General features: G+C 67.0%; 16 protein-coding genes and 1 riboswitch. Of the genes, 5 read left to right on the forward strand and 11 right to left on the reverse strand.

What is annotated here, in order from left to right; all coding sequences use genetic code 11:
• Positions 1-84: 84 nt before the first annotated feature.
• Positions 85-1,365 (forward strand): serine hydrolase domain-containing protein, encoded by a 1,281-nt coding sequence (locus BLV31_RS18575; protein ID WP_064060097.1) that lies wholly within the window; start codon positions 85-87, stop codon positions 1,363-1,365.
• A 364-nt stretch (positions 1,366-1,729) separates the two neighbouring features.
• Here the strand turns inward: BLV31_RS18575 and BLV31_RS18580 are convergent, their stop codons facing one another.
• Entirely contained in the window at positions 1,730-3,034 is a 1,305-nt protein-coding gene (locus BLV31_RS18580) for an LLM class flavin-dependent oxidoreductase (RefSeq protein WP_064060098.1), read from the reverse strand.
• Positions 3,034-3,798 carry a 3-oxoacyl-ACP reductase gene (locus BLV31_RS18585; RefSeq protein ID WP_033097362.1) on the reverse strand — a complete coding sequence of 255 codons (765 nt, stop codon included), beginning with the start codon at positions 3,796-3,798 and terminating at the stop codon, positions 3,034-3,036. The genes BLV31_RS18580 and BLV31_RS18585 overlap by 1 nt, the downstream gene beginning before the upstream one ends.
• Before the next feature lie 54 nt (positions 3,799-3,852).
• A riboswitch (TPP riboswitch) is annotated at positions 3,853-3,944 on the reverse strand.
• Positions 3,945-4,230: 286 nt separating this feature from the next.
• Between BLV31_RS18585 and BLV31_RS18590 the strand changes: the two genes are divergently transcribed.
• On the forward strand, positions 4,231-5,703 hold the full coding sequence (locus tag BLV31_RS18590) for a stealth family protein (RefSeq protein WP_064060099.1): 1,473 nt from the start codon (positions 4,231-4,233) through the stop codon (positions 5,701-5,703).
• Here BLV31_RS18590 and BLV31_RS18595 read toward each other — a convergent pair.
• Positions 5,700-6,620: a phosphodiesterase gene (locus BLV31_RS18595; protein WP_064060100.1), complete on the reverse strand. Its 921-nt coding sequence runs from the start codon at positions 6,618-6,620 to the stop codon at positions 5,700-5,702. The two genes, BLV31_RS18590 and BLV31_RS18595, sit on opposite strands and share 4 nt — an antisense overlap.
• A gap of 280 nt (positions 6,621-6,900) precedes the next feature.
• On the opposite strand from BLV31_RS18595, the gene BLV31_RS25735 reads away from it, so the two are divergent.
• The gene (locus BLV31_RS25735; RefSeq protein WP_255312760.1) at positions 6,901-7,023 is read left to right on the forward strand and encodes a hypothetical protein; all 123 of its coding nucleotides are present in this window, start codon (positions 6,901-6,903) and stop codon (positions 7,021-7,023) included.
• Positions 7,024-7,220: 197 nt separating this feature from the next.
• The gene (locus BLV31_RS18600) at positions 7,221-8,117 is read left to right on the forward strand and encodes a type IV toxin-antitoxin system AbiEi family antitoxin domain-containing protein (RefSeq protein WP_064060119.1); all 897 of its coding nucleotides are present in this window, start codon (positions 7,221-7,223) and stop codon (positions 8,115-8,117) included.
• A 52-nt stretch (positions 8,118-8,169) separates the two neighbouring features.
• Here the strand turns inward: BLV31_RS18600 and BLV31_RS18605 are convergent, their stop codons facing one another.
• The 6 genes from BLV31_RS18605 to BLV31_RS18630 are packed head-to-tail and all read right to left on the reverse strand — an operon-like array spanning position 8,170 to position 14,938.
• The gene (locus BLV31_RS18605) at positions 8,170-9,651 is read right to left on the reverse strand and encodes a high affinity choline transporter 1 (RefSeq protein ID WP_064060101.1); all 1,482 of its coding nucleotides are present in this window, start codon (positions 9,649-9,651) and stop codon (positions 8,170-8,172) included.
• Positions 9,652-9,672: 21 nt separating this feature from the next.
• Positions 9,673-10,704, reverse strand: coding sequence for an isopenicillin N synthase family dioxygenase (locus tag BLV31_RS18610; RefSeq protein ID WP_039586230.1), 1,032 nt, complete (start codon positions 10,702-10,704; stop codon positions 9,673-9,675).
• The gene (locus tag BLV31_RS18615; RefSeq protein ID WP_064060102.1) at positions 10,701-11,468 is read right to left on the reverse strand and encodes a hypothetical protein; all 768 of its coding nucleotides are present in this window, start codon (positions 11,466-11,468) and stop codon (positions 10,701-10,703) included. Before BLV31_RS18615 ends, BLV31_RS18610 begins: the two co-directional genes overlap by 4 nt.
• On the reverse strand, positions 11,465-13,435 hold the full coding sequence (locus tag BLV31_RS18620) for a 5-oxoprolinase/urea amidolyase family protein (RefSeq protein ID WP_006550406.1): 1,971 nt from the start codon (positions 13,433-13,435) through the stop codon (positions 11,465-11,467). Before BLV31_RS18620 ends, BLV31_RS18615 begins: the two co-directional genes overlap by 4 nt.
• A gap of 7 nt (positions 13,436-13,442) precedes the next feature.
• Complete coding sequence (locus BLV31_RS18625; protein WP_064060103.1) at positions 13,443-14,093, reverse strand: urea amidolyase associated protein UAAP2; 651 nt, start codon at positions 14,091-14,093, stop codon at positions 13,443-13,445.
• A complete protein-coding gene (locus tag BLV31_RS18630; protein WP_024103516.1) occupies positions 14,090-14,938 on the reverse strand; it encodes an urea amidolyase associated protein UAAP1 in 849 nt (282 codons plus the stop codon). Before BLV31_RS18630 ends, BLV31_RS18625 begins: the two co-directional genes overlap by 4 nt.
• 174 nt (positions 14,939-15,112) lie before the next feature.
• Here BLV31_RS18630 and BLV31_RS18635 point away from each other — a divergent pair, with 174 nt between their 5' ends.
• The gene (locus BLV31_RS18635) at positions 15,113-15,799 is read left to right on the forward strand and encodes a TetR/AcrR family transcriptional regulator (protein ID WP_071934601.1); all 687 of its coding nucleotides are present in this window, start codon (positions 15,113-15,115) and stop codon (positions 15,797-15,799) included.
• Here BLV31_RS18635 and BLV31_RS18640 read toward each other — a convergent pair.
• Together BLV31_RS18640 and ctaD are read right to left on the reverse strand one after the other, a co-directional pair.
• Positions 15,696-17,267 carry a flavin-containing monooxygenase gene (locus BLV31_RS18640; RefSeq protein ID WP_064060105.1) on the reverse strand — a complete coding sequence of 524 codons (1,572 nt, stop codon included), beginning with the start codon at positions 17,265-17,267 and terminating at the stop codon, positions 15,696-15,698. The genes BLV31_RS18635 and BLV31_RS18640 overlap by 104 nt on opposite strands.
• Positions 17,268-17,326: 59 nt before the next feature.
• On the reverse strand, positions 17,327-19,075 hold the full coding sequence (gene ctaD, locus BLV31_RS18645; RefSeq protein ID WP_024103513.1) for an aa3-type cytochrome oxidase subunit I: 1,749 nt from the start codon (positions 19,073-19,075) through the stop codon (positions 17,327-17,329).
• Between the last annotated feature and the right edge of the window lie 191 nt (positions 19,076-19,266).

The raw sequence follows: 19,266 nt of genomic DNA on the forward strand, positions 1-19,266 counted from the left end.
TCCACATCGGGAAATACACGAATTCCGTGACAACATCACAGAAACCCCGTTCTCTGGGCCTCAGATCCCGAAAGCAGACGACCTATGAAGACACTCGCAGCGTCGATCACGGCGGTCGCCCTACTGGCAACCTCGGCGTGTAGCTCCGGCGACACCGAGTCCGGTACGGATCCTTCCTCCACCCCGGCGGATCAAGCGCAACCCGCGTACGTGGCCGAGTTGGAATCCACCATCGACCAGTTGATGCGCGACAACGCCATTCCCGGCGCGGTGATACAGATCAGCTCCCCCGACCGCGGTGACTGGACCGGTACCTTCGGCACGTCCACCCTCGACACCGACGATCCGATCTCCGCCGACGACCATGTCCGTATCGGCAGCAACACGAAGACGATGACCGTCACCGCCATCCTGCAATTGGTGCAGGAAGGTCGCATGTCGCTCGAGGACCCGGTCTCGAAGTACATCGACGGTGTCCCGAACGGCGACACGATCACCATCGCTCAGCTCGCCGAGATGCGGAGCGGCCTGTACAGCTACACCTTCGACCCGGAGTTCAACGCGACACTGGACCGCGAACCCGAGAAAGCGTGGACGCAGGAGGAGTTGCTGCAGATCGCGTTCTCTCGACCCGTGAACTTCCCGCCCGGGGAACAGTTCGAATACAGCAACACCAATACGGTGCTGCTCGGACTCGTCATCGAGAAACTGACGGGCATGCCGGTGGCGGATACGTTCGACGAGCGCATTTTCGCTCCGCTCGAACTCGGGAACACCTCGTTCCCGGCGATCGAGGACGCGTCGATCCCGGATCCGCATCCGCAGGGCTACATGTTCGGCACCAACGTCTCCACCATCGACACCTTCGAACTGCCGGACGACCAGCAGGCCGCGGCGGTCGCAGGAACACTGAAGCCGAACGACGTGACCGACGACAATCCCTCCTGGGCGTGGACGGCGGGCGCTGCGATCTCCACCGTCGACGACATGACCAGCTATGTGAAGGCGCTGGTCGACGGTGGGTTGCTCGACCAACAGATGCAGCAGACCCGGCTCGACAGCGTGCAGTCGGTGGGCGGGGGAACCGCCGGATACGGGCTCGGCATGGCCCGGTTCGGTCCGCTGCTCGGACACGACGGGCAGCTTCCTGGCTTCATGACCTTCATGGGCCACGACCCGGACACCGATCTGACGATCGTCATCGCCACGAATCTGTCGACGGTGCCGTCGGGTGAAGGTTCGGCGCTGACCCTCGTCAAGGGCATCCTGCCGATCTTCTACGGCTCCGATTATCAGGCGCCGGACGATCCGGCACGCGCTCCCGACGCAGAGGAGAGCGCACCCGCGCCGACGCCGGGAGGCTGATCGTACCGGCGTCCGGTGGGCAGGCACGGCCTCGGCCCCGCCGGAGTTCACCTCGCCCGGGCACGCCTCGTCGCTTCCCGTCTCGACGCCGACGAGGCGCTCGGTCATGTGACGGCCGCGGTCGTCCACGGCCTCGACGTGTGGGACGCGCCGCTGGGCCGCATCCACGTCGCGCGTCCGCCGACGCGCAGCTGCCGGGCGAGCGACGATCTGCACATCCACACCGCCGACCTGGACGGCGACGTCGTCGACGTGGACGGTCTGCGCGTCACGTCGCTCGCTCGTACCGTCGTCGGGAGCTCCAGAGCGCGAAACGGTCATCGGTGCGCTCTACAACCCGCTCCGATGACCGGTTCGCGCTCTGTTACACCGCCTTCAGACCGAGCGAGTCGCGCAGGGTCGACCCGGGGTATTCGGTCCGGAACAGGCCGCGGCGCTGCAGTTCCGGGACCACGAGGTCGACGAAGTCGTCGAGGGAATCCGGATAGGCGGGACACATCAGGTTGAAACCGTCGCAGGCGCCCGCGGTGAACCATTCCTCGATGCTGTCGGCGACGGATTCGGGGGTGCCGATCATCGTCGCGTGGCCACCACCCGCTGCGAGGTAACCGAGCAGCTCGCGCAAGGTCGGGCGGCGTGTCTCGATGATGCGCTGCACCGTCGCGTACCGACCCTGCGGCCCGCTGAACTCCTCGATGGGTGGCAGGTCGGCGACGGGGGCGTCGAGGTCGTGGCCGGTGTAGTCCTGACCCGTGAACACGCCGAGCTGGGTGATGGCAGCATCTACGTCGAGGAGCGCATCGAGTTCCGCCTTCTTCGCCCACGCCTCCTCCTCGCTGCGACCGACGTAGGTCACGAGCCCGGGCAGGATGGCGACCGAACCGGCGTCCCTGCCCACGGAGGCGATGCGTGCACGCAGGTCGGTGGCGTACTCGAGCGCCGCGGTCATGTCCCACGCGACCGAGTAGACGGCCTCGGCGTGGCGGGCCGCCAGGTTGCGCCCGGTCTCCGACGCCCCCGCCTGGAACAGCACGGGTCGGCCTTGCGGGCACCGCGGCACGGTCAGGGGACCGTCGACGCGGAAGTGCTTGCCCCGGTGATGGATCGGACGGATCGCGGAGGAGTCCAGGAACCTGCCGCCGGCCCGGTCGACGAGGACACCGCCGTCGTCCCACGAATCCCACAGTGCGCACAGCACTTCGATGAACTCTTCCGCCCGGGCATATCGCTCCGTGTGCGGCGGGAGCGCGTCGAATCCGTGGTTGCGCGCTTCCTCGTCGAACATCGAGGTGACGATGTTGGCTCCTACGCGGCCACCACTGATGTGGTCGAGTGAGGCCAGCATCCGTGCCGCGTGGAACGGCGTGAAGAAGCTTGCAGAAACGGTGGTGACCAGACCGATGCGCTCGGTCGCGCGGGCCATCGCCGACAGTGTGGTGAGCGGTTCGAGGAACCAGGTGGTGCCCGCTGTGTACTTCGGGTTGACGCTGTGACCGTCGGCGAAGAACACCGCGTCGAGACATCCGCGTTCGGCGGTGCGTGCGAGTTCCTCGAAATACGTGATGTCGCCGATGCGTTCGACCGCGGAGTCGGGATGCCGCCATGCCGACGAGTGGTGCCCGACGCCGTAGAGGAAGGCGTTGAGGTGGAGGGTGCGTGGTCCGGGCATCAGTTCATCACCAGTCCTCCGTCGACCACCAGGTTCTGCCCGGTGACGGCCCGCGACCAGTCGGATGCGAAGAACAGCACCGCGGCCGCGAAATCCTCGGGGGTGGTGACCTTCCGGAGCGGCGTCGACGACGCGATGAGGTCGAACACCGCTTCGGGGGTCGCCGACGATGCGTCGGTCGTGCGCAGCAGACCGCCGGAGACCATGTTGACGCGGATCCCGTCGGGGCCGAGGTCGGCGGCGAAGGTGCGGGTCAGCGACAACAGCGCGGCCTTGGCGGCGGTGTAGTCGTGGTACGGGACGACGGGATGCTGGAACAGATTGGTGCCGATGTTGACGACGCTGCCGCCGCCGGCTTCCCGCATGCCCGGCAGCGCGGCCTGGATGACGTTGACGGCACCACCGACGACCCCGTCGAACTGGGCACCGAATTCGGCGTATCCGATCTCGTCCGCCTTGGCGCGGGCGTCGCCGTTGAACGAGAAGTCGGGCAGGGCGTTGTTGACGACCGTGGTGACGGGTCGCCCGAAGTGCTCGCGGGCCCGCGCGAACAGCGACTCGACGTCGGCGCGGTCGGTGACATCGGCCTTCAGAGCGACGGCCCGCTCGGGTCCGATCTTGTCGGCCAGTTCGTGCGCGCTCTCGCCGCTGCGCCGGTAGTCGAGAACGACGGCGGCTCCTTCGTCGGCGAACGCCTGCGCGATGCTGTGGCCGAGGCCGCGACCGGCACCGGTGACGAGGACGACCTGGTTCTGCAATGACATCTTCTGTGCCTTCCCTGTGTCGGGAAGGGTGCGTGAGGGCGACAGACCTCAGGCCTGTCGCCGGCTCGGCATCCCTTCGCTCGCATAATCGAGATCAGGTTCGACGGGTGTTCTCTCAGCCGTGTCCGGCACCCCGTGTCGAGTCCTGCGCACAGGTTACACCTCGGGATCTCGACCCCGTCGAGACTGTCGGCGTCGGCATTCATCGGATCGTCACATCACCGACCCGGGAACTTAGCTCAGATCGGCGTTAAAATGAGCCTTTCCTGCCCCGACCCGTGAAAGGAGATTCCGACGCACACGCCGGCCCCCTACAACGCTCCCTACGTCTCCCTTTCCCAGCAGGTCGGAGACGCCCCGCCGTTCGACCGTGCCCCGGTCCGCGGACCCGCGCGCCACGAGGACGTCGTATGGTTCGAGGATCGCTACGCGATCCCCATCACCACCACGACGCCCGACGAAGCGCAGATCGAGGACGTACTGCTCCTGCGCCGCGCCCTCGACCGGGCGCACATCGACTACCTGCTCGTCCGCGACGACAGCGACCGCCCGATCCTGGCGATCGACCGTGCCGATCGGAAGAGATTGCGTGCCGCGCTCGCCGAGGGATGCGCCGACGAGCCGTTCTACTCGAAGGCTGTCGGCTCCAAGCGACGCCCGGTTCCGGTGGCGGACGGTCGGCTCTCGCGCGACAGGAAGGACCGGGTGTTCCGGCTGTTCCGCCCGCGCGTCGAGCTGACCAGCGGGTTGCGGTACGGCGCGTCGAACGGTGTGGACATCGAGCTGTGGACCTACACCGACGACGAGGTGATCATGCCTCGTCCGAACGCCCTCACCCGCACGGTCGCCCTGCGCGACGAGATGCGCCGGACGACGGTCGAGCGGTACGGACAGCTGTGGCCCACGATCGAGGGCATGTTCGACCGCCACCCCGGCGACATCCCGTTCGAGATCGACCTCGTGTTCTCGTGGGTGGACGGGTCGTCGAAGTCGTTCCAGGCCAAGCGCGCAAAGCTGATGCAGAACTACGTCGTCGGCGAAGGTGACGACACGCCGGCGCGCTACCGGCAGATCAACGAACTCAAGTACGCCCTGCGTTCGGTCCACATGTACGCGCCGTGGGTGCGGCGGATCTTCGTCGCCACCGACTCGCCGCGACCGGCGTGGCTCGCCGACGACCCGCGTGTGACGTTCGTGCGGAGCGAGGAGTTCTTCGCCGACCCGTCAGCGCTGCCCACCTACAACTCGATGGCGGTCGAGTCGCAACTGCACCACATCCCGGGGCTGTCCGAGCACTTCCTGTACTCGAACGACGACATGTTCTTCGGTCGCCGGGTGAGCCCGAGCCTGTTCTTCTCCGGCGGGGGTGTCAGCAAGTTCATCGAGTGCGACGTGCGGATCGGGCTGGGTCGGAACGACCCGTCGCGCAGCGGATTCGAGAACTCCGCCCGCATGAACCGCAAGCTCCTGCAGGATCGCTTCGGGGTCACCATCACTCGGCACCTCGAACACACCCCGGTCCCGTTGCGCAGGTCGATCATGGCGGAGATGGAACGCGAGTTCGGGGACGAGTTCGCTGCGACGGCGGCGAGCCCGTTCCGGGCGGCCGACAACATCTCGGTGACGAACTCCTTCTACCACTACTACACGCTGCTGACCGGCCGCGCGGTGCAGCAGACCACGGCGAAGGTGGAGTACGTCGACACCACTGTGAAGTCCGGTCTGCGACATCTGGACACGATCCTGGCGCGCCGCAATCTCGACCTGTTCTGCCTCAACGACGGCAGCACGCCCGAGGTCGACCTGGAGCTGCGCACCGCGAAGGTCACGCAGTTCCTGGAGCGGTACTACCCGATCCCGGCACCCTGGGAGACCGGCCACCCGGGCCGACCGGACGTCGGTTAGATCCGAACGGTGAGGTCGGGGTTCTCGGGGATGCGGATGCCGGCTTCGGCCAGACGCCGCGCCGCGTCCTCGGCCGTGTGGGGCTGCCCGGCGGTGGCGTAACTTCCGCTGGGCACCACGGAGTGCACGATCGTGTCGGGATAGACGTGCACGAGGTTGAAACCCTGCGCGCCGTCGTGCCCGCGCTGCGAACCGACCGGGACGTTCAGGTCCTGCGTGTAGCAGGTCGACGAGGCGACGGACACCGGGATGCCCGCGAACGTGGCCGAGGTCGAGTAGTGCAGGTGACCGCCGAGGATGGCGCGGACATCGGTGCCGCGCAGCACTTCGGCGAGACCGGCCTGGTCGCGCAGTTCGACGAGGACAGCCATGTCGAACACGCTCGGCACGGGCGGATGATGCAGTGCGAGAACGGTACCGAACGGGACGGGTGTCGAGAGTTCGTCGGCGAGCCAGGCGAGCTGGTCGTCGGTCACCTCACCGTGGTGATGGCCCGGGACCGAGGTGTCGAGGCTGACGATCCGAAGTCCGCCCACGGTGTGGACGGCGTCGATCGGTGCGCCGAGAGGCGCTTCGTCGAGCAGCTCTTCACGGAAGGTCGCGCGGTCGTCGTGGTTGCCCATCGCCCACACGATCTCGGCGTCGAGCGCTGCGGCCAGTGGTTCGACGAGTCCGCGGAGCTTGCGGTAGGCGTCGGGCTGGCCGCGATCGGCGAGGTCGCCGGTGAACACCAGGGCGTCGGGTCGGACCCGGGAGGCACGGATGTCGTCGAGGATCAGGCCGAGGCGGGTGTCGGCGTCGACGGTGCCGTAGAGGAGTTCGTCTCCACCGACGAGGTGGGTGTCGGTGAGGTGGAGCAGCGTGTGCGAAGGTCTGGGGTATTCGGCAATTCGTTCAGGGGCCGGAGAACTGCCCATGATTTCTCACTTCCATTCGCCCGTTTCGGGGCACTTCGTCGCTTTCAACGGTAGCGAGTGTATTTCTACGGCTCCACGACTTCCGGCTCACATAGAGACCCCGAACCTGCGGAGAACAGTCCGTTACTACGTGGTGACCTGCGGAAACGAACAATCCGACCTTCATCGGTGATCTGGATCATAATTCTGATCGACAGGAGCACCGGTACCCAGCGCATCCCGCAGCACGGTGTCGATCTCGTCGCTCGGGTACACCGGGAGGGTGTGAGGGGTACCGGCGGTGAGGGTGCCATCCGAGCAGATCGTCGAGCAGGGAATCCACGAAGAGCTGGTGCGTCGCAGCGGCCGCTATGCGCGGTTCTGGGAGACGTCGGTCGGGGTGGCTTCATCGATCCGCGCATAGTGAGCGAACACGGATACTCGGCAGAACCTCGCCCGCCGAACCGCACTTCACCCCGCCTATAGCACGGGCGAAGTACGGTTCGGCGGGCGAACTGCTGTAGGGCACGGGTTCTCCACAGAGGAAGCATTCATCCACAGAATGCGCCTGTGGCCTTTCTGCGGCGTTTCGGCACCCGCACGGGCTGCGACGATCGACTCATGGGCGATCCACCTATACTCACGACCGCGACACTGACGGAATCCGGCATGTCCGACAACGACATCCGCAGAGCAACCAGGGCCGGAGACCTCGTCCGCCTCGGACGCGGTATGTTCTTGCACCGATCGGACGTCGAGGCGCTCGGCGAGGTCGGGGTGCACCGGGTCCGGGCACGGCATCTCGGTCGGCAACTCTCCGCAGGATCGGTCCTGAGCCACGTCTCTGCGGCGTCCCTTCATGGGCTGGATCTGTGGAAGGCCTCGCTCGAACACGTACACGTCTCCAGGCCACCGCACCGGCACGGGCGGATGACGTCGCAGATCCATGTGCACCCGACCGAAGTCGGTGACGACGTCGTTCTCCTCGACGGCCTGCCGGTGACATCGGTCGCCCGGACGGTCGTCGACCTCGCCCGGACGTTGCCGAGAGATCAGGCCGTCGTCGTGGGTGACTCGGCTCTGCGACTGTATCCGGACGCCGCGGCGGACTTGCTCCGGGTGCTCGCCGGATCCGGACACAGGCACGGTCTCGCGAAGGCCCGCGCCGTCGTTCCGTTCCTGGACGGTCGGAGCGAGAGTGCAGGAGAGTCGCTGTCGCGTCTACGTATTGCGGAGGCGGGCCTCCCGCGGCCGATCCTCCAGTACGAGATCGTGGGTGGAAACGGTCGACGCTATCGCGTCGACTTCTTCTGGGAGAACGGCGTCGTCGGAGAGTTCGACGGACGGATCAAGTATTCCGCTCCGCGCGACGTGTTCGACGAGAAGCTCCGGCAGGACGCGATCCGCGACGCGGGCTACGAGGTGGTGCGCTGGACCTGGGCGGAACTCGAGCGGTTCGACGTCGTGGCGGAGAGACTGCGGCAAGCTGCGCGTCGTGCTGCGAAGCTGACGCGGTGAACCGGGGCTCGCCCCGCGTGTTGCGGTGGCGAACCCCGGTTCGGCGCGCGAACTACACCGCAGCCGGCTGCTTCACGGGGACGACGACGGGCTCCGGCGCCGTGATCGCGGGGACCGGGCTGCGCACCAGCGCCACGGTCACGTACGCGACCAGCGAGACGAGGAAGCCGATGAAGGTCGTCCAGCCGTCGACGCTCGAGGTGACCAGAGAGTTCGGGATGTACAGCAGGGTGTTGTCGACGCCGTAGATCGTCGGGGTGAGGACGAAGAAGCCGGCGCGCACCGTGATACCGGCGATCGCTGCGGCAGCCACAGCGCGACCGTCACCGCGCGACCAGAACAGTCCGAGGATGAACGGCACTACCAGCGAGGCGAGCAGCAGGTCGAAGGTGAGGGTGAGCAGGATGCCGGTCTGCGGGACCCGCAGCGCGACGAGGGCACCGAAGGCAGCCATCGGCAGCATGAGCAGGCGGGTGGCCTTCATGACGTCCGACGACATCGCGGCGTTCTCGCCGCCTACGCGGAAGACGTTGCGCACCAGAACCGTCGCGGTGGACAGCAGCACACCACTGATCGTGGTCAGCGAAGCCGTCACCAGACCGGAGAGCACAAGGATCGACAACCACTGCGGCGTGTACTCGCCCAGCAGAACGTAGAGGATCGGGGCGTCGGCTGCGCTGTCACCGACGATCGACACGGCAGCAAGGGCCACGAAGGACAGCGGCACACACAGGACGAGAATGCCGGTCGCCGCAGAGAAGCAGGCGCGCTGCGCAGCGATCGGGGACTTGGCGGAGAACACGCGCTGCATCAGGTCGATCGCGACGAGGTTGCCGAGACCGAGAGCGACGATGGTGGCCCAGTTGACCGCGGCCCCCTGCGCCGGATCGGTGAGCTGTCCGAGATCGCCGATGCCGAGGCCGTCCCCGTGGGTGAAGCCGGGTCCGAAGGCCGTCCACACGAGGAGCGAGACGATACCGACGGCCATGATCGCGAACTGGACCATGCCGGTGTAGACGCTGGCGAACATGCCGCCGGCCACCGTGTAGGCGAGCACGAACGGGATGATCACCAGCACCGCCGCCGTGTAGTTCAGGCCGAGGAAGTACTGGAGCAGGTAGCCCAGGGCGACGAGGTTGCCGGCGAGGAGGATGCCGAAGCTGCCGACCGTGAGCACGGACGCGGTGATCTCGGTGCTGCGGCCGAAGCGGCGGGCGAAGAACTCGGGCAGGGTCACGACGCCCGTCGCGCGTAGGCGCTTCGCGAAGAACAGTCCGACGAGCAGCACGCTCGATGCGACACCCAGCGGCATCGCCGCACCCGCCCAGAATCCGAATCCGGCCGCGAGGTCGGCGGAACCGAGGGTCGCGTTGGAATCGATGACCTGCGACATGAGCAGGACGGCAAGGACAGGGGCACCGAGCGAGCGACCTGCGAGAAGAAAGTTCCCGGCCTGTCCGCGGACCTTGCGGGTGGAGTAGAAGCCGGCCCCGAGGAGAACGACGAGGCACACGGCGACACCGGTGATGATCATGGCTGCTCCGTATGGAGAGGGTCAGACGGCAGGAGCGCTGCGTTGGGCTTCGCGTCCGAGCGAGTAGAGGGGGCGTGCATTGTCGGGAAGGGTGATCTCGCCCGCGGCGAGCCGCTTGCGGAGATAGGTGAAGCTCTGGGCCGTCTGGGCGAACAGGTGCTCGCCGGCAGTGACTCCGCCGTAGCGCGGTCCGTCGGCGTCGACGAACCTCTCCAGCGGGTCGACCCGGGTGTCGTGATCGACGTTGAAGAACAAGGGGAACGAGTAACGTTCCTCGGCAACCTTACGCACCCGATGTGACGTCGCTGTAAATACTCCGTTGGTCCAGATCTCCAGCAGGTCACCGATATTCAGGACGAAGGCATCCTCGCGGTAGGGCACGTCGATCCAGTCGCCGTCGGCGTTGAGGACCTCGAGTCCCGGCGCCGTGGGGAGCAGAAGAGTGAACACCTCGTAGTCGGTGTGGGCACCGATGCCGGGACGGTCCGAGGCGTCGGGATCGTAGGGATAGTGGATCATTCGAAGCTGAGCAGGCGGCGTGGTCACATAGCGGTCGAACCGATCCGCCGCCTCGCCGAGCGCTTCGGCAAAGGCACGCAACAACACACGTCCCAGAGCGAAGACGGATTCGTAGTACGCATTCACGGGCTCGTCGAAGTCCGGCAGGTCGGGCCACTGGTTCGGGCCGAGCAGCGGGTTGCCGGCGAGATACTCGGGATGATCGGACGGAAGGTCGATCGACAGGTCGAATGCTTCCTTGTGGTCCGGTGTGGCTCCGGCGAACACTTCCTCACCGGGCGGCACGTAGCCGCGGTGGTTGGTGGAATTACCAATGTACACATCCATTTTCGCGTCGTCGGGAAGAGCGAAGAAGCGTTCGGCCGCGTCCTTCAATCCGTCGACGAGGATGGGGTCGACTCCGTGTCCGACGATCTGCGCGAAGCCGACTTCTCGCGCGGCGCGCCCGAGTTCGGCGACGACGGCGTCGCGTCCGGTTTCGTCGCCGGACACCAGCGCATGCACATCGACGATGGGAATACTCGTGAACGTCATGTGTCACCCCTCGGGGTCGGGTGGACGGAACGCCACCGACGGGTGATGGACGTTCCGTCGAATGTTGTGTCTCGGGTGCGGATCTCGTGACCGAAGACGGGGTGGAGATTGCGCCCGCTTCGGTACGGGAGGGTCGATGCGGAGATGGTCCACCGGCTGTCTTCGATGCGACCCACCGCGATCTCGCAGTCCAGCAACGCTCGGGCATCCGACACCGTCGCTGCGCCGAGGATCTGTTCGACGAGGGGTTCGGATCCGAGCGCGTGATCGCGACTCCGCCCGAATGCGAAGCACTCTCCGACCCGCACGAGCACTGCGGTCGCTCCGGTCTCGACGTCCTCGAGTAGGTACTCCTCGATGTCGGGCGAGACATCCGTGATGCGCCAGTGCTCGGTGTACTCCTCGAACACACCGTGTTCGACGAGGGTGTCGGTGTCGAGGGCCTCCAGGGTGCCGGCGTCGGGTGTCGGTCCGAGCGGGTGGAACGACACGGCCCGTTCCCATTCGACATGGTTGCTGCTGTCGAGCAGTCGGCCGGCGAATCCGTCCTGGCTCGCGAGAGCGACGAGGTCGTCGATCTCCATCTCGGCGAGAGTAGAGGCCGTCACCGTCTGCAGTGTCGCCGGTCGTCGCAGGTCGCAGTACAACCGCTCACCCTGCAGCCACGTGACGCGGGTGGTGGTGTCCGGGATTGCTCCCGGCCGAGCCAACAGTGTTCGCTCGAAACGGGTTCCCACCGGACGGATCCGTTCGGCGGCCGTCATACGCCGTCCGCCTTCCACCGCGCGCGTTCCTGGCCGAAGGCGACGGACTGCGTCGCCTGGAACCCGCTGATCGAAGCAGCGTTGTCCGCGAGGAACTTCCGGTGCTCGGTCAGGGAGAATGTGCCGTCGGTGATCTCCACTCCCCCACCGCGACCCGCAGCGAGATCCGCTCGCAGATCGAGCAGTTCGTCGGGATCGACGGGGTACCACGAGATGCGGTCGAAGAAGCGCAGCAGCCACGGGGTGCCGTCCTCGAACGGGCCGGCCGGCTGCGGGTGCCGGTGGTTCCACACCTGGGTGGTGCGGCCGACGAACTGGTAGCCGCCGGGGCCTTCCATGCCGTAGATGCACAGGTAGGCGCCGCCGATGCCCACGGCGTTCTCGGGGGTCCAGGTGCGCGCGGGGTTGTACTTGGTGGTGACGAGGCGGTGCCGCGGGTCGAGCGGCGTCGCGACCGGGGCGCCGAGGTAGACGTCGCCGAGGCCGAGGACCATGTAGTCGGCGGCGAAGACCGTGTCGAAGACGTCGGCGACGGTGTCGAGGCCGTTCATGCGGCGGATGAACTCGATGTTCCACGGGCACCACGGGGCGTCGGAGCGCACGCCGTGCATGTAGCGCTGGATGGCCTCGCGGGTCGCCGGGTCGTCCCAGGACAGCGGGAGTCGTACCTGCCGGCTGGGGACTTCGAGTTCGTCGCTGTCGCCGATGGTGTCCTCGACCTCGCCGAGCAGGCCGAGCAGGGTCGGCACGGGCAGGACGTCGGGGTCGACCTTGACCTGCAGCGACCGGATTCCCGGGGTGAGTTCGAGCAGACCCGCAGGACGGTCGGCCTCGAGGCGCTGGTGCAGCGCGTGCACGCGGGCCCGCAGCGCCAGGTCGAGGGTCATGTCGCCGTACTCGATGAGGACGTTGTCGTCGCCGCTACGGCGGTAGGTGACGGCGGTGTGGCCGTCACGGCGGGTGAGCACTCCGTCGTCACCGTCGCCACCGGCCGAGGTGACCAGCGACAGTCCGGCGCGACGCGCGACGCCGAGTTCGCGGCGGGACGCGGTGTGCTGCGACTTCACGGGCACGAACCGGACCGTGTTGCCGGGAGCGAGTTGGCCGAGCTTCCAACGGTCGGCGGCCACGACGGTCACCGGGCACACGAACCCGCCGAGGCTGGGACCGTCGGGGCCGAGCAGGATCGGGGTGTCGCCGGTGAAGTCGAGTGCGCCGACGGAGTAGGCGTTGTCGTGGATGTTCGACGGGTGCAGGCCCGCCTCGCCACCGTCGGTGCGCGCCCATTCGGGCTTGGGGCCGATGAGCCGCACGCCGGTGCGGTCGGAGTTGAAGTGCACCTCGTAGTCGGTGGCGTAGAGGGCATCGATGTCGGCACGGGTGAAGAATTCCGGTGCGCCGTGCGGACCTTCGGTGACCGCGATCTCCCAGCGCGTGCTCAGTGCGGGCACGTGCTCGGACGGGACCGGGGCGCTCGCGCCGGGAGCGTTCTCCCCGACGACGAGGACGTCACCCTCGCGCAGCGTGCGCCCCTCGTGACCGCCGAACGTTCCGAGCGTGAAGGTCGCTGCGCTGCCCAGGAATTCGGGAACGTCGAGACCACCGCGAATGAGGACGTAGACGCGCAACCCCGGCCCGGAGACAGCTCCGACGTCGAGCAGGCCGCCCGCCGGGACGGTGACCGGGCGCCACTGCGGGACGGCGGCCCCGTCGACGCGCACGGTGACGGGCGCACCCGTCACGCACACCTCGGTTTCCTCCGTGAACCGCAGGGCGGGGCCGGCCATGGCGGTCTCGAGACCGGGGGTGCCCTCGTCGTTGCCGAGCGCGACGTTGCCGAGGCGGAACGACAGGTCGTCCATCGGGCCCGAGGGTGGCACACCGATCTGCCAGTAACCGGTGCGTCCGGGATAGTCCTGGACGGTCGTGAGCATTCCGGGACGTTCGACGGTGATCTTCGTGGTCATGACTACCTCATTCCCCGCGGGTGACGATCATGCGGACCGGCGTGGGGTCGAAGCCGTTGCACGGGTTGTTGATCTGAGGGCAGTTGGAGACGAGGACGAGCACGTCGCGCTCGGCGCGGATTGCGAGTCGCTTGCCGGGTGCGGACAGGCCGTCGACGATGCCGAGGGTGCCGTCGGCCTCGACCGGCACGTTCATGAAGAAGTTGATGTTGGAGACGAGGTCGCGCTTGCCCAGTCCCCACTTGGTGCCTTCGATGAGGAAGTTCTCGACGCAGGCGTGCTGGTGCTTGGTGTGGTGCCCGTAGCGGAGGGTGTTGGACTCCTGCGAGCAGGCACCGCCGACGGTGTCGTGGTTGCCCACCTCGTCGGCGACGAGCGTCATCAGCGGCTCACCGTCGGCGTCGCGTAACACCGAACCGGTGGACAGGAAGAGGTTCCGCTGGGCGGCCACGGTGGCAGCGGCACTGTAGCGGCGGGTGTGGTCGGCGGCGTCGTAGACGAGGGTGTCGACCGCCTGGTTGCCGTGCAGGTCGACGATGGTGAGTACGTCGCCGGCGGCGACGACGGCCGACCACGGGCCACGGAGTCCGACGATCTCGTCGAGGACGACGCGACCGGGAACGAGGGCGAGGTCTGCGGTGTCGGCGGTGATGGTCATCGGTGGATCTCCGTTTCGGACGTGGCGGCGGCCCAGGCGTCGTCGGTGTTGAGCACGGCGCGCTGGCACTCGGGGTCGGTGTTCGGCAGCGAGTTCAGTTCGCCGGGTGCTCGCCAGGCGAGGACTTCGAGGCTGCCGGTGGTGAACTCGGGATTCGGATCGAGCGGGTGTGCGGTGTTGGCGATCAGGGCGATCACCGGCAGGTGGATCAGCAGGTCGACGGCGGCACCGGGACCGGCGTTGCCGGTGCTGACGAGGCTGCCGTCCTCCTCGACGCGGACACCGTGGAAGAAGGACAGTGAGGGCGGCAGGTCGCGCGGTTGCAGGTCGTGCTTGGCGGCGGCGACGGTGAACAGTTCGCGACCCGCAGGAGAGCTCGAATGGAGCGATCCCTCACCGTATTTCGCAGTGTTCCCCGCGACGTGGGTGGTGCCGCACAGCGCGTCGTGGCGTCCGGAGGTGTCGGCGACGATCGTGGCGAGGACGCGGCCCTGATCGGAGAGCAGTGGGTGCCCGACACCGAGATAGGCCTGCCACGGCACCTTCACCGTGTCGGCGACGTTGAGCCGTTCGTGCGGGGCGTCGGCGCGGAACAGGAGGATGTTGGCGCAGGCGGTGCCGTGGACGTCCCGCAGGCGCAGGCGGGTGCCGCGGGCGAGGACCTTGCTGGTGTAGCGGCCACCGGGGACGGTCTCGGCCCAGGTCATCGACGCTGCGCGACCGCTGGGCGGAGCCGGCCACGACGATGCCGGGACGATCGGCATGGCGTCGGTGACGGTTCCTGCCTGCGCTCGGGCATGGGCACGAGCAGCGTGCGTGGTGGCGGTCGCGAGGGTCTCGGTCATGGTGCTCCGATCGGCGGTCCGGGGAAACTGTCGATCGACAGTTTTCCCATCGCGCATCTTCGGGGAATGTCCATGGCGTAACGAGTCCGTGACGCGTGTTTCGTACGTGTGACAAAAACTTCACGCACGAAGACGGTGGCGCTGCAGCACCTTTCGTCGTGTCACAGTGGAGGCGTGACCCATGCAGGACCAGGACGCCCCCGCCTCCACGCCCCGCGACGGCCCGGGCCGACCGCGCGTGCCGAGATCCTCGACGCCGCCGCGGAGCTGTTCACCACCCGCGGGTTCTCCCCCACATCGACACGCACGATCGCCGAGGCCGTGGGGATCCGGCAGGCATCGCTGTACAACCACTTCGCGACGAAGAACGACATCCTCGTCGCGTTGCTCGAGGACACCGTCGAACCGACCCTCGACTTCGACGACAATCTCGACCCCGCGCTGCCGCCCGAGGTGCGCCTGTGCACACTCGCCTGGTTCGACACGGCTCAGTTGTCCGCGGGCAGATGGAATCTCGGTGCGCTCTACCACCTTCCGGAGGTTCGCACCGAACCGTTCGATCGGTTCCGGGAGGAACGTCGGCACCTGATGGAGCGCTACCGGACCCTGGCGGCGCAGATCGTGGGCGACGGCGATCCTCGCACCCATCTGCCGTTCCGGGTCGTCGAATCGGTCATCGGCATGCGAGCCGACGACGGCGACGTCGACGCCGGGCTCCCCGAAGCGCTGGCGACGGCATCGCTGACGGTGCTCGGTGTCAGCGACCTTGCGGCAGTGACGAGCGCGGCCCGGGCACTCGTGGTGGGGGTTCCCGGCTACCTGCTGGGCTCGATGAACCCGCCGGCTCGGCCACCCGCGTGAAACGCAGGGCGGGATCGTCGACCGGTTCGCGGCGCAGCCGTCTGCGGTCGAGATAGTAGTTCTGCTCCATCGACCACGGGCCGCCTTCCCCGGATGTGGGGAACACGTCGGCCGAGCGCCGGAGATAGTTCGACGTGAGGTCCCAGAACGGCCCTCCGCCGACGGCCGGATCGTCGCAGATCGGGGTGACGACGTCGTAGCCCTGGTCGTCCATGTGGTCGAGCAACCGGCACAGATGATGGCCGGTGAGGTCGACCTTGAGGGTCCACGACGAGTTGGTGTAGCCGAACGCGAAGGCGAAGTTCGGCACGCCGGTGAGCATCGTCGCCTTGTAGGTGACGCATTCGTGCCAGTCGACCGGGACGCCGTCGACGTCGACTTCGATCCTCCCGAACGGCACCAGTTTCAGGCCGGTCGCGGTGACGATGACGTCGGCCTCGATCTCGCGCCCCGATTCGAGGGCGATCCCCGTGGGCGTGAACCGGGCGATCCGATCGGTGACCACCGACGCCTCGCCGGTGGCGATGGCGTGGAAGAGGTCACCGTCGGTCGCGACGCACAGGCGCTGATCCCACGGGTCGTAGGACGGGTTGAAGTGCACGTCGACGGGATAGTCGTCGGGCAGCACGCTCGTCATCCGAAGGCGCAGGAGACGGCGGAAAAGGTTCGGCGCCCGGCGACTCGTCCGGTACATCTCGTGCAGCATCCGGATGCTCAGGGAACGGACGGCGCGGTCGGCCGCCGCTGTCGGGAGTGCACGTCGCAGCGCGTTGGCGACCTTGTTCTCCTTCGGCCACCCCAGGACGTAGGACGGAGAGCGCTGCAGCATCGTCACGTGCTCGGCGACGCCGGCCAGGGCGGGAATGAGCGTCACCGCGGTGGCGCCACTGCCGATGACGACGACGCGTTTGCCCGCACAGTCGAGATCTTCGGGCCAGTGCTGGGGATGGACGATCGTGCCGCGGAAGTCGTCGCTGCCCTCGAACTCCGGGCTGTACCCCTCGTCGTAGTCGTAGTAGCCGGTCGCGGAGAAGAAGAACGAGCAGGTCACCGTAAGCATGGTGTCGTCGCTCGTGCGCAGGAGCGTGACCGTCCACCTGCCGGTATCGGACGAGAAGGACGCGCCGACGACGCGGTGCCCGAGGTGCAGGTAGGGACGGAGTCCGTGTTCGTCCACCGTCTCGTGGAGATAGCCGAGGATCTCGCCGCCTCCGGCGTACGCATGCTTCTTCCGCCACGGCTTGAACTCGTACCCGAGGGTGTGGAGGTCGGAGTCGGAGCGCACGCCGGGATATCGGAACAGGTCCCACGTGCCACCGAGCGCGTCACGCGCCTCGACGATCGCGAAGCTCGTCCCCGGTCTCTTCATCTTCAGGTGGTAGGCCGTGCCGATGCCGGAGATACCGGCACCGACGATCAGGACATCCACCTCGGCGGGCACGCTCCCGTCGGGTTCGACTGCGGTCATGTTCGCTCGACTCCGTCCTTCGGCGGGGTTCGTTCGATGCGCGGAGCTATCGCGGTCGATCACTCCCGGGGGATGTCGCCCGGCGTGCGGTCGGCACCTTCGAGCACGTTCACCTCGTGCTTGTCGCTACCCGGACCCACGTGCGCCTCGGCACGCATCCGCTCGACCATGTCGGGATAGTGCAGCTCGAAGGCGGGACGCTCCGAGCGGATCCGCGGCAGCTCGTAGAAGTTGTGCCGCGGCGGCGGGCAGGTCGTCGCCCATTCGAGCGAGTTGCCGTAACCCCACGGGTCGTCGACCGTGACGACCTGGCCGTAGCGGTAGCTCTTGAAGACGTTCCACAGGAACGGCAGCGTCGACGCGCCCACGACGAAGGCCCCGATGGTGGAGATGGTGTTCAGGGTGGTGAACCCGTCGGAGGGCAGGTAGTCGGCGTAGCGACGCGGCATGCCCTCGTTACCGAGCCAGTGCTGCACCAGGAAGGTGGTGTGGAAACCGATGAAGGTCAGCCAGAAGTGCCAGCGGCCGAGCTGCTCGTCCATCATCCTGCCGGTCATCTTCGGGAACCAGAAGTAGATGCCGGCGTAGGTCGCGAACACGATGGTGCCGAAGAGCACGTAGTGGAAGTGCGCGACCACGAAGTACGAGTCGTGCAGGTGGAAGTCCAGCGGCGGGCTCGCGAGGATGACACCGGTCAGGCCACCGAAGAGGAAGGTCACGATGAAGCCGACCGCGAACAGCATCGGCGTCTCGAAGGTGATCTGGCCCTTCCACATCGTGCCGATCCAGTTGAAGAACTTCACGCCCGTCGGGACGGCGATCAGGAAGGTCATGAACGAGAAGTACGGCAGCAGCACGGCGCCGGTGGCGTACATGTGGTGCGCCCACACCGCGATGGAGAGCGCGGCGATGGCAATGGTCGCGTACACGAGGCCGCTGTATCCGAAGATCGGCTTGCGGGAGAAGACCGGGAAGATCTCCGAGACGATGCCGAAGAACGGCAGCGCGATGACGTACACCTCGGGGTGACCGAAGAACCAGAACAGGTGCTGGAAGAGCAGCACACCGCCGGTCGCGGGGTCGTAGATGTTGCCGCCGATCACCCGATCGACGAAGGCACCCATGAAGGCCGCGGCGAGCAGCGGGAAGACGAGGAGCACGAGGATCATCGTGATGAAGATGTTCCAGGTGAAGATCGGCATTCGGAACATGGTCATGCCGGGCGCGCGCATGCACACCACGGTGGTGATCATGTTGACGCCGCCGAGGATGGTACCGAGACCCATGACGATCAGGCCGAGGAACCACAGATTGCCGCCGATCCCCGGCGAATGGATCTCGTCGGCGAGCGGCATGTAGGACGTCCAGCCGAAATCGGCAGCGCCGCCGGGCGTGATGAATCCGAAGGCGACCGTGAGTGCGCCGAAGAGGAAGAGCCAGTAGCTGAAGGCGTTCAGGCGCGGGAAGGCGACGTCGGGGGCACCGATCTGCAGCGGCAGGATGTAGTTCGCGAAACCGAAGACGATCGGCGTCGCATACATCAGCAGCATGATGCCGCCGTGGTTGGTGAACAGCTGGTTGTACTGCTCGTTCGACAGGAACTGCAGACCGGGCACCGCCAGCTCCGCGCGCATCAGCAGGGCGAGCACACCACCGAACAGGAAGAACGAGAACGATGTGAAGATGTACATCAGTCCGAGCTTCTTCGGGTCCGTTGTGGTGATCAGGTCGTAGAGGACCGCGCCCTTGGAGTGATAACGCGGCGGATACGGCCGCGTGGGCTTGACGGGAGCGACAACCGCGTTCATCGGGCCTCCTCGAGCCGCCGTGAGGCGGCAACGGTGCGGCGCGGACGGGATCGACGGCGCACGGCGATCACCACCCGCGATGCTGCAGGTGAACTCAGAGTAGGCGTTCCACCTCACACGCGCACCGGGTTCGCGGACCGAATTGTGACGCGACGACGAGCGACCCGAACGACTCGTGTACGGCGAAGAGA

This window comes from Rhodococcus pyridinivorans, assembly GCF_900105195.1.
GTDB classification, from domain to species: Bacteria; Actinomycetota; Actinomycetes; order Mycobacteriales; family Mycobacteriaceae; genus Rhodococcus; species Rhodococcus pyridinivorans.

Bases quoted from the DNA above. Each gene is read 5' to 3' on its own strand.
- BLV31_RS18575 (WP_064060097.1), top strand. From the start codon at position 85: ATGAAGACACTCGCAGCGTCGATCACGGCGGTCGCCCTACTGGCAACC.
- BLV31_RS18580 (WP_064060098.1), bottom strand. From the start codon at position 3,034: ATGCCCGGACCACGCACCCTCCACCTCAACGCCTTCCTCTACGGCGTC.
- BLV31_RS18585 (WP_033097362.1), bottom strand. From the start codon at position 3,798: ATGTCATTGCAGAACCAGGTCGTCCTCGTCACCGGTGCCGGTCGCGGC.
- BLV31_RS18595 (WP_064060100.1), bottom strand. From the start codon at position 6,620: ATGGGCAGTTCTCCGGCCCCTGAACGAATTGCCGAATACCCCAGACCT.
- BLV31_RS18600 (WP_064060119.1), top strand. From the start codon at position 7,221: ATGGGCGATCCACCTATACTCACGACCGCGACACTGACGGAATCCGGC.
- BLV31_RS18605 (WP_064060101.1), bottom strand. From the start codon at position 9,651: ATGATCATCACCGGTGTCGCCGTGTGCCTCGTCGTTCTCCTCGGGGCC.
- BLV31_RS18610 (WP_039586230.1), bottom strand. From the start codon at position 10,704: ATGACGTTCACGAGTATTCCCATCGTCGATGTGCATGCGCTGGTGTCC.
- BLV31_RS18615 (WP_064060102.1), bottom strand. From the start codon at position 11,468: ATGACGGCCGCCGAACGGATCCGTCCGGTGGGAACCCGTTTCGAGCGA.
- BLV31_RS18620 (WP_006550406.1), bottom strand. From the start codon at position 13,435: ATGACCACGAAGATCACCGTCGAACGTCCCGGAATGCTCACGACCGTC.
- BLV31_RS18625 (WP_064060103.1), bottom strand. From the start codon at position 14,093: ATGACCATCACCGCCGACACCGCAGACCTCGCCCTCGTTCCCGGTCGC.
- BLV31_RS18630 (WP_024103516.1), bottom strand. From the start codon at position 14,938: ATGACCGAGACCCTCGCGACCGCCACCACGCACGCTGCTCGTGCCCAT.
- BLV31_RS18640 (WP_064060105.1), bottom strand. From the start codon at position 17,267: ATGACCGCAGTCGAACCCGACGGGAGCGTGCCCGCCGAGGTGGATGTC.
- ctaD (WP_024103513.1), bottom strand. From the start codon at position 19,075: ATGAACGCGGTTGTCGCTCCCGTCAAGCCCACGCGGCCGTATCCGCCG.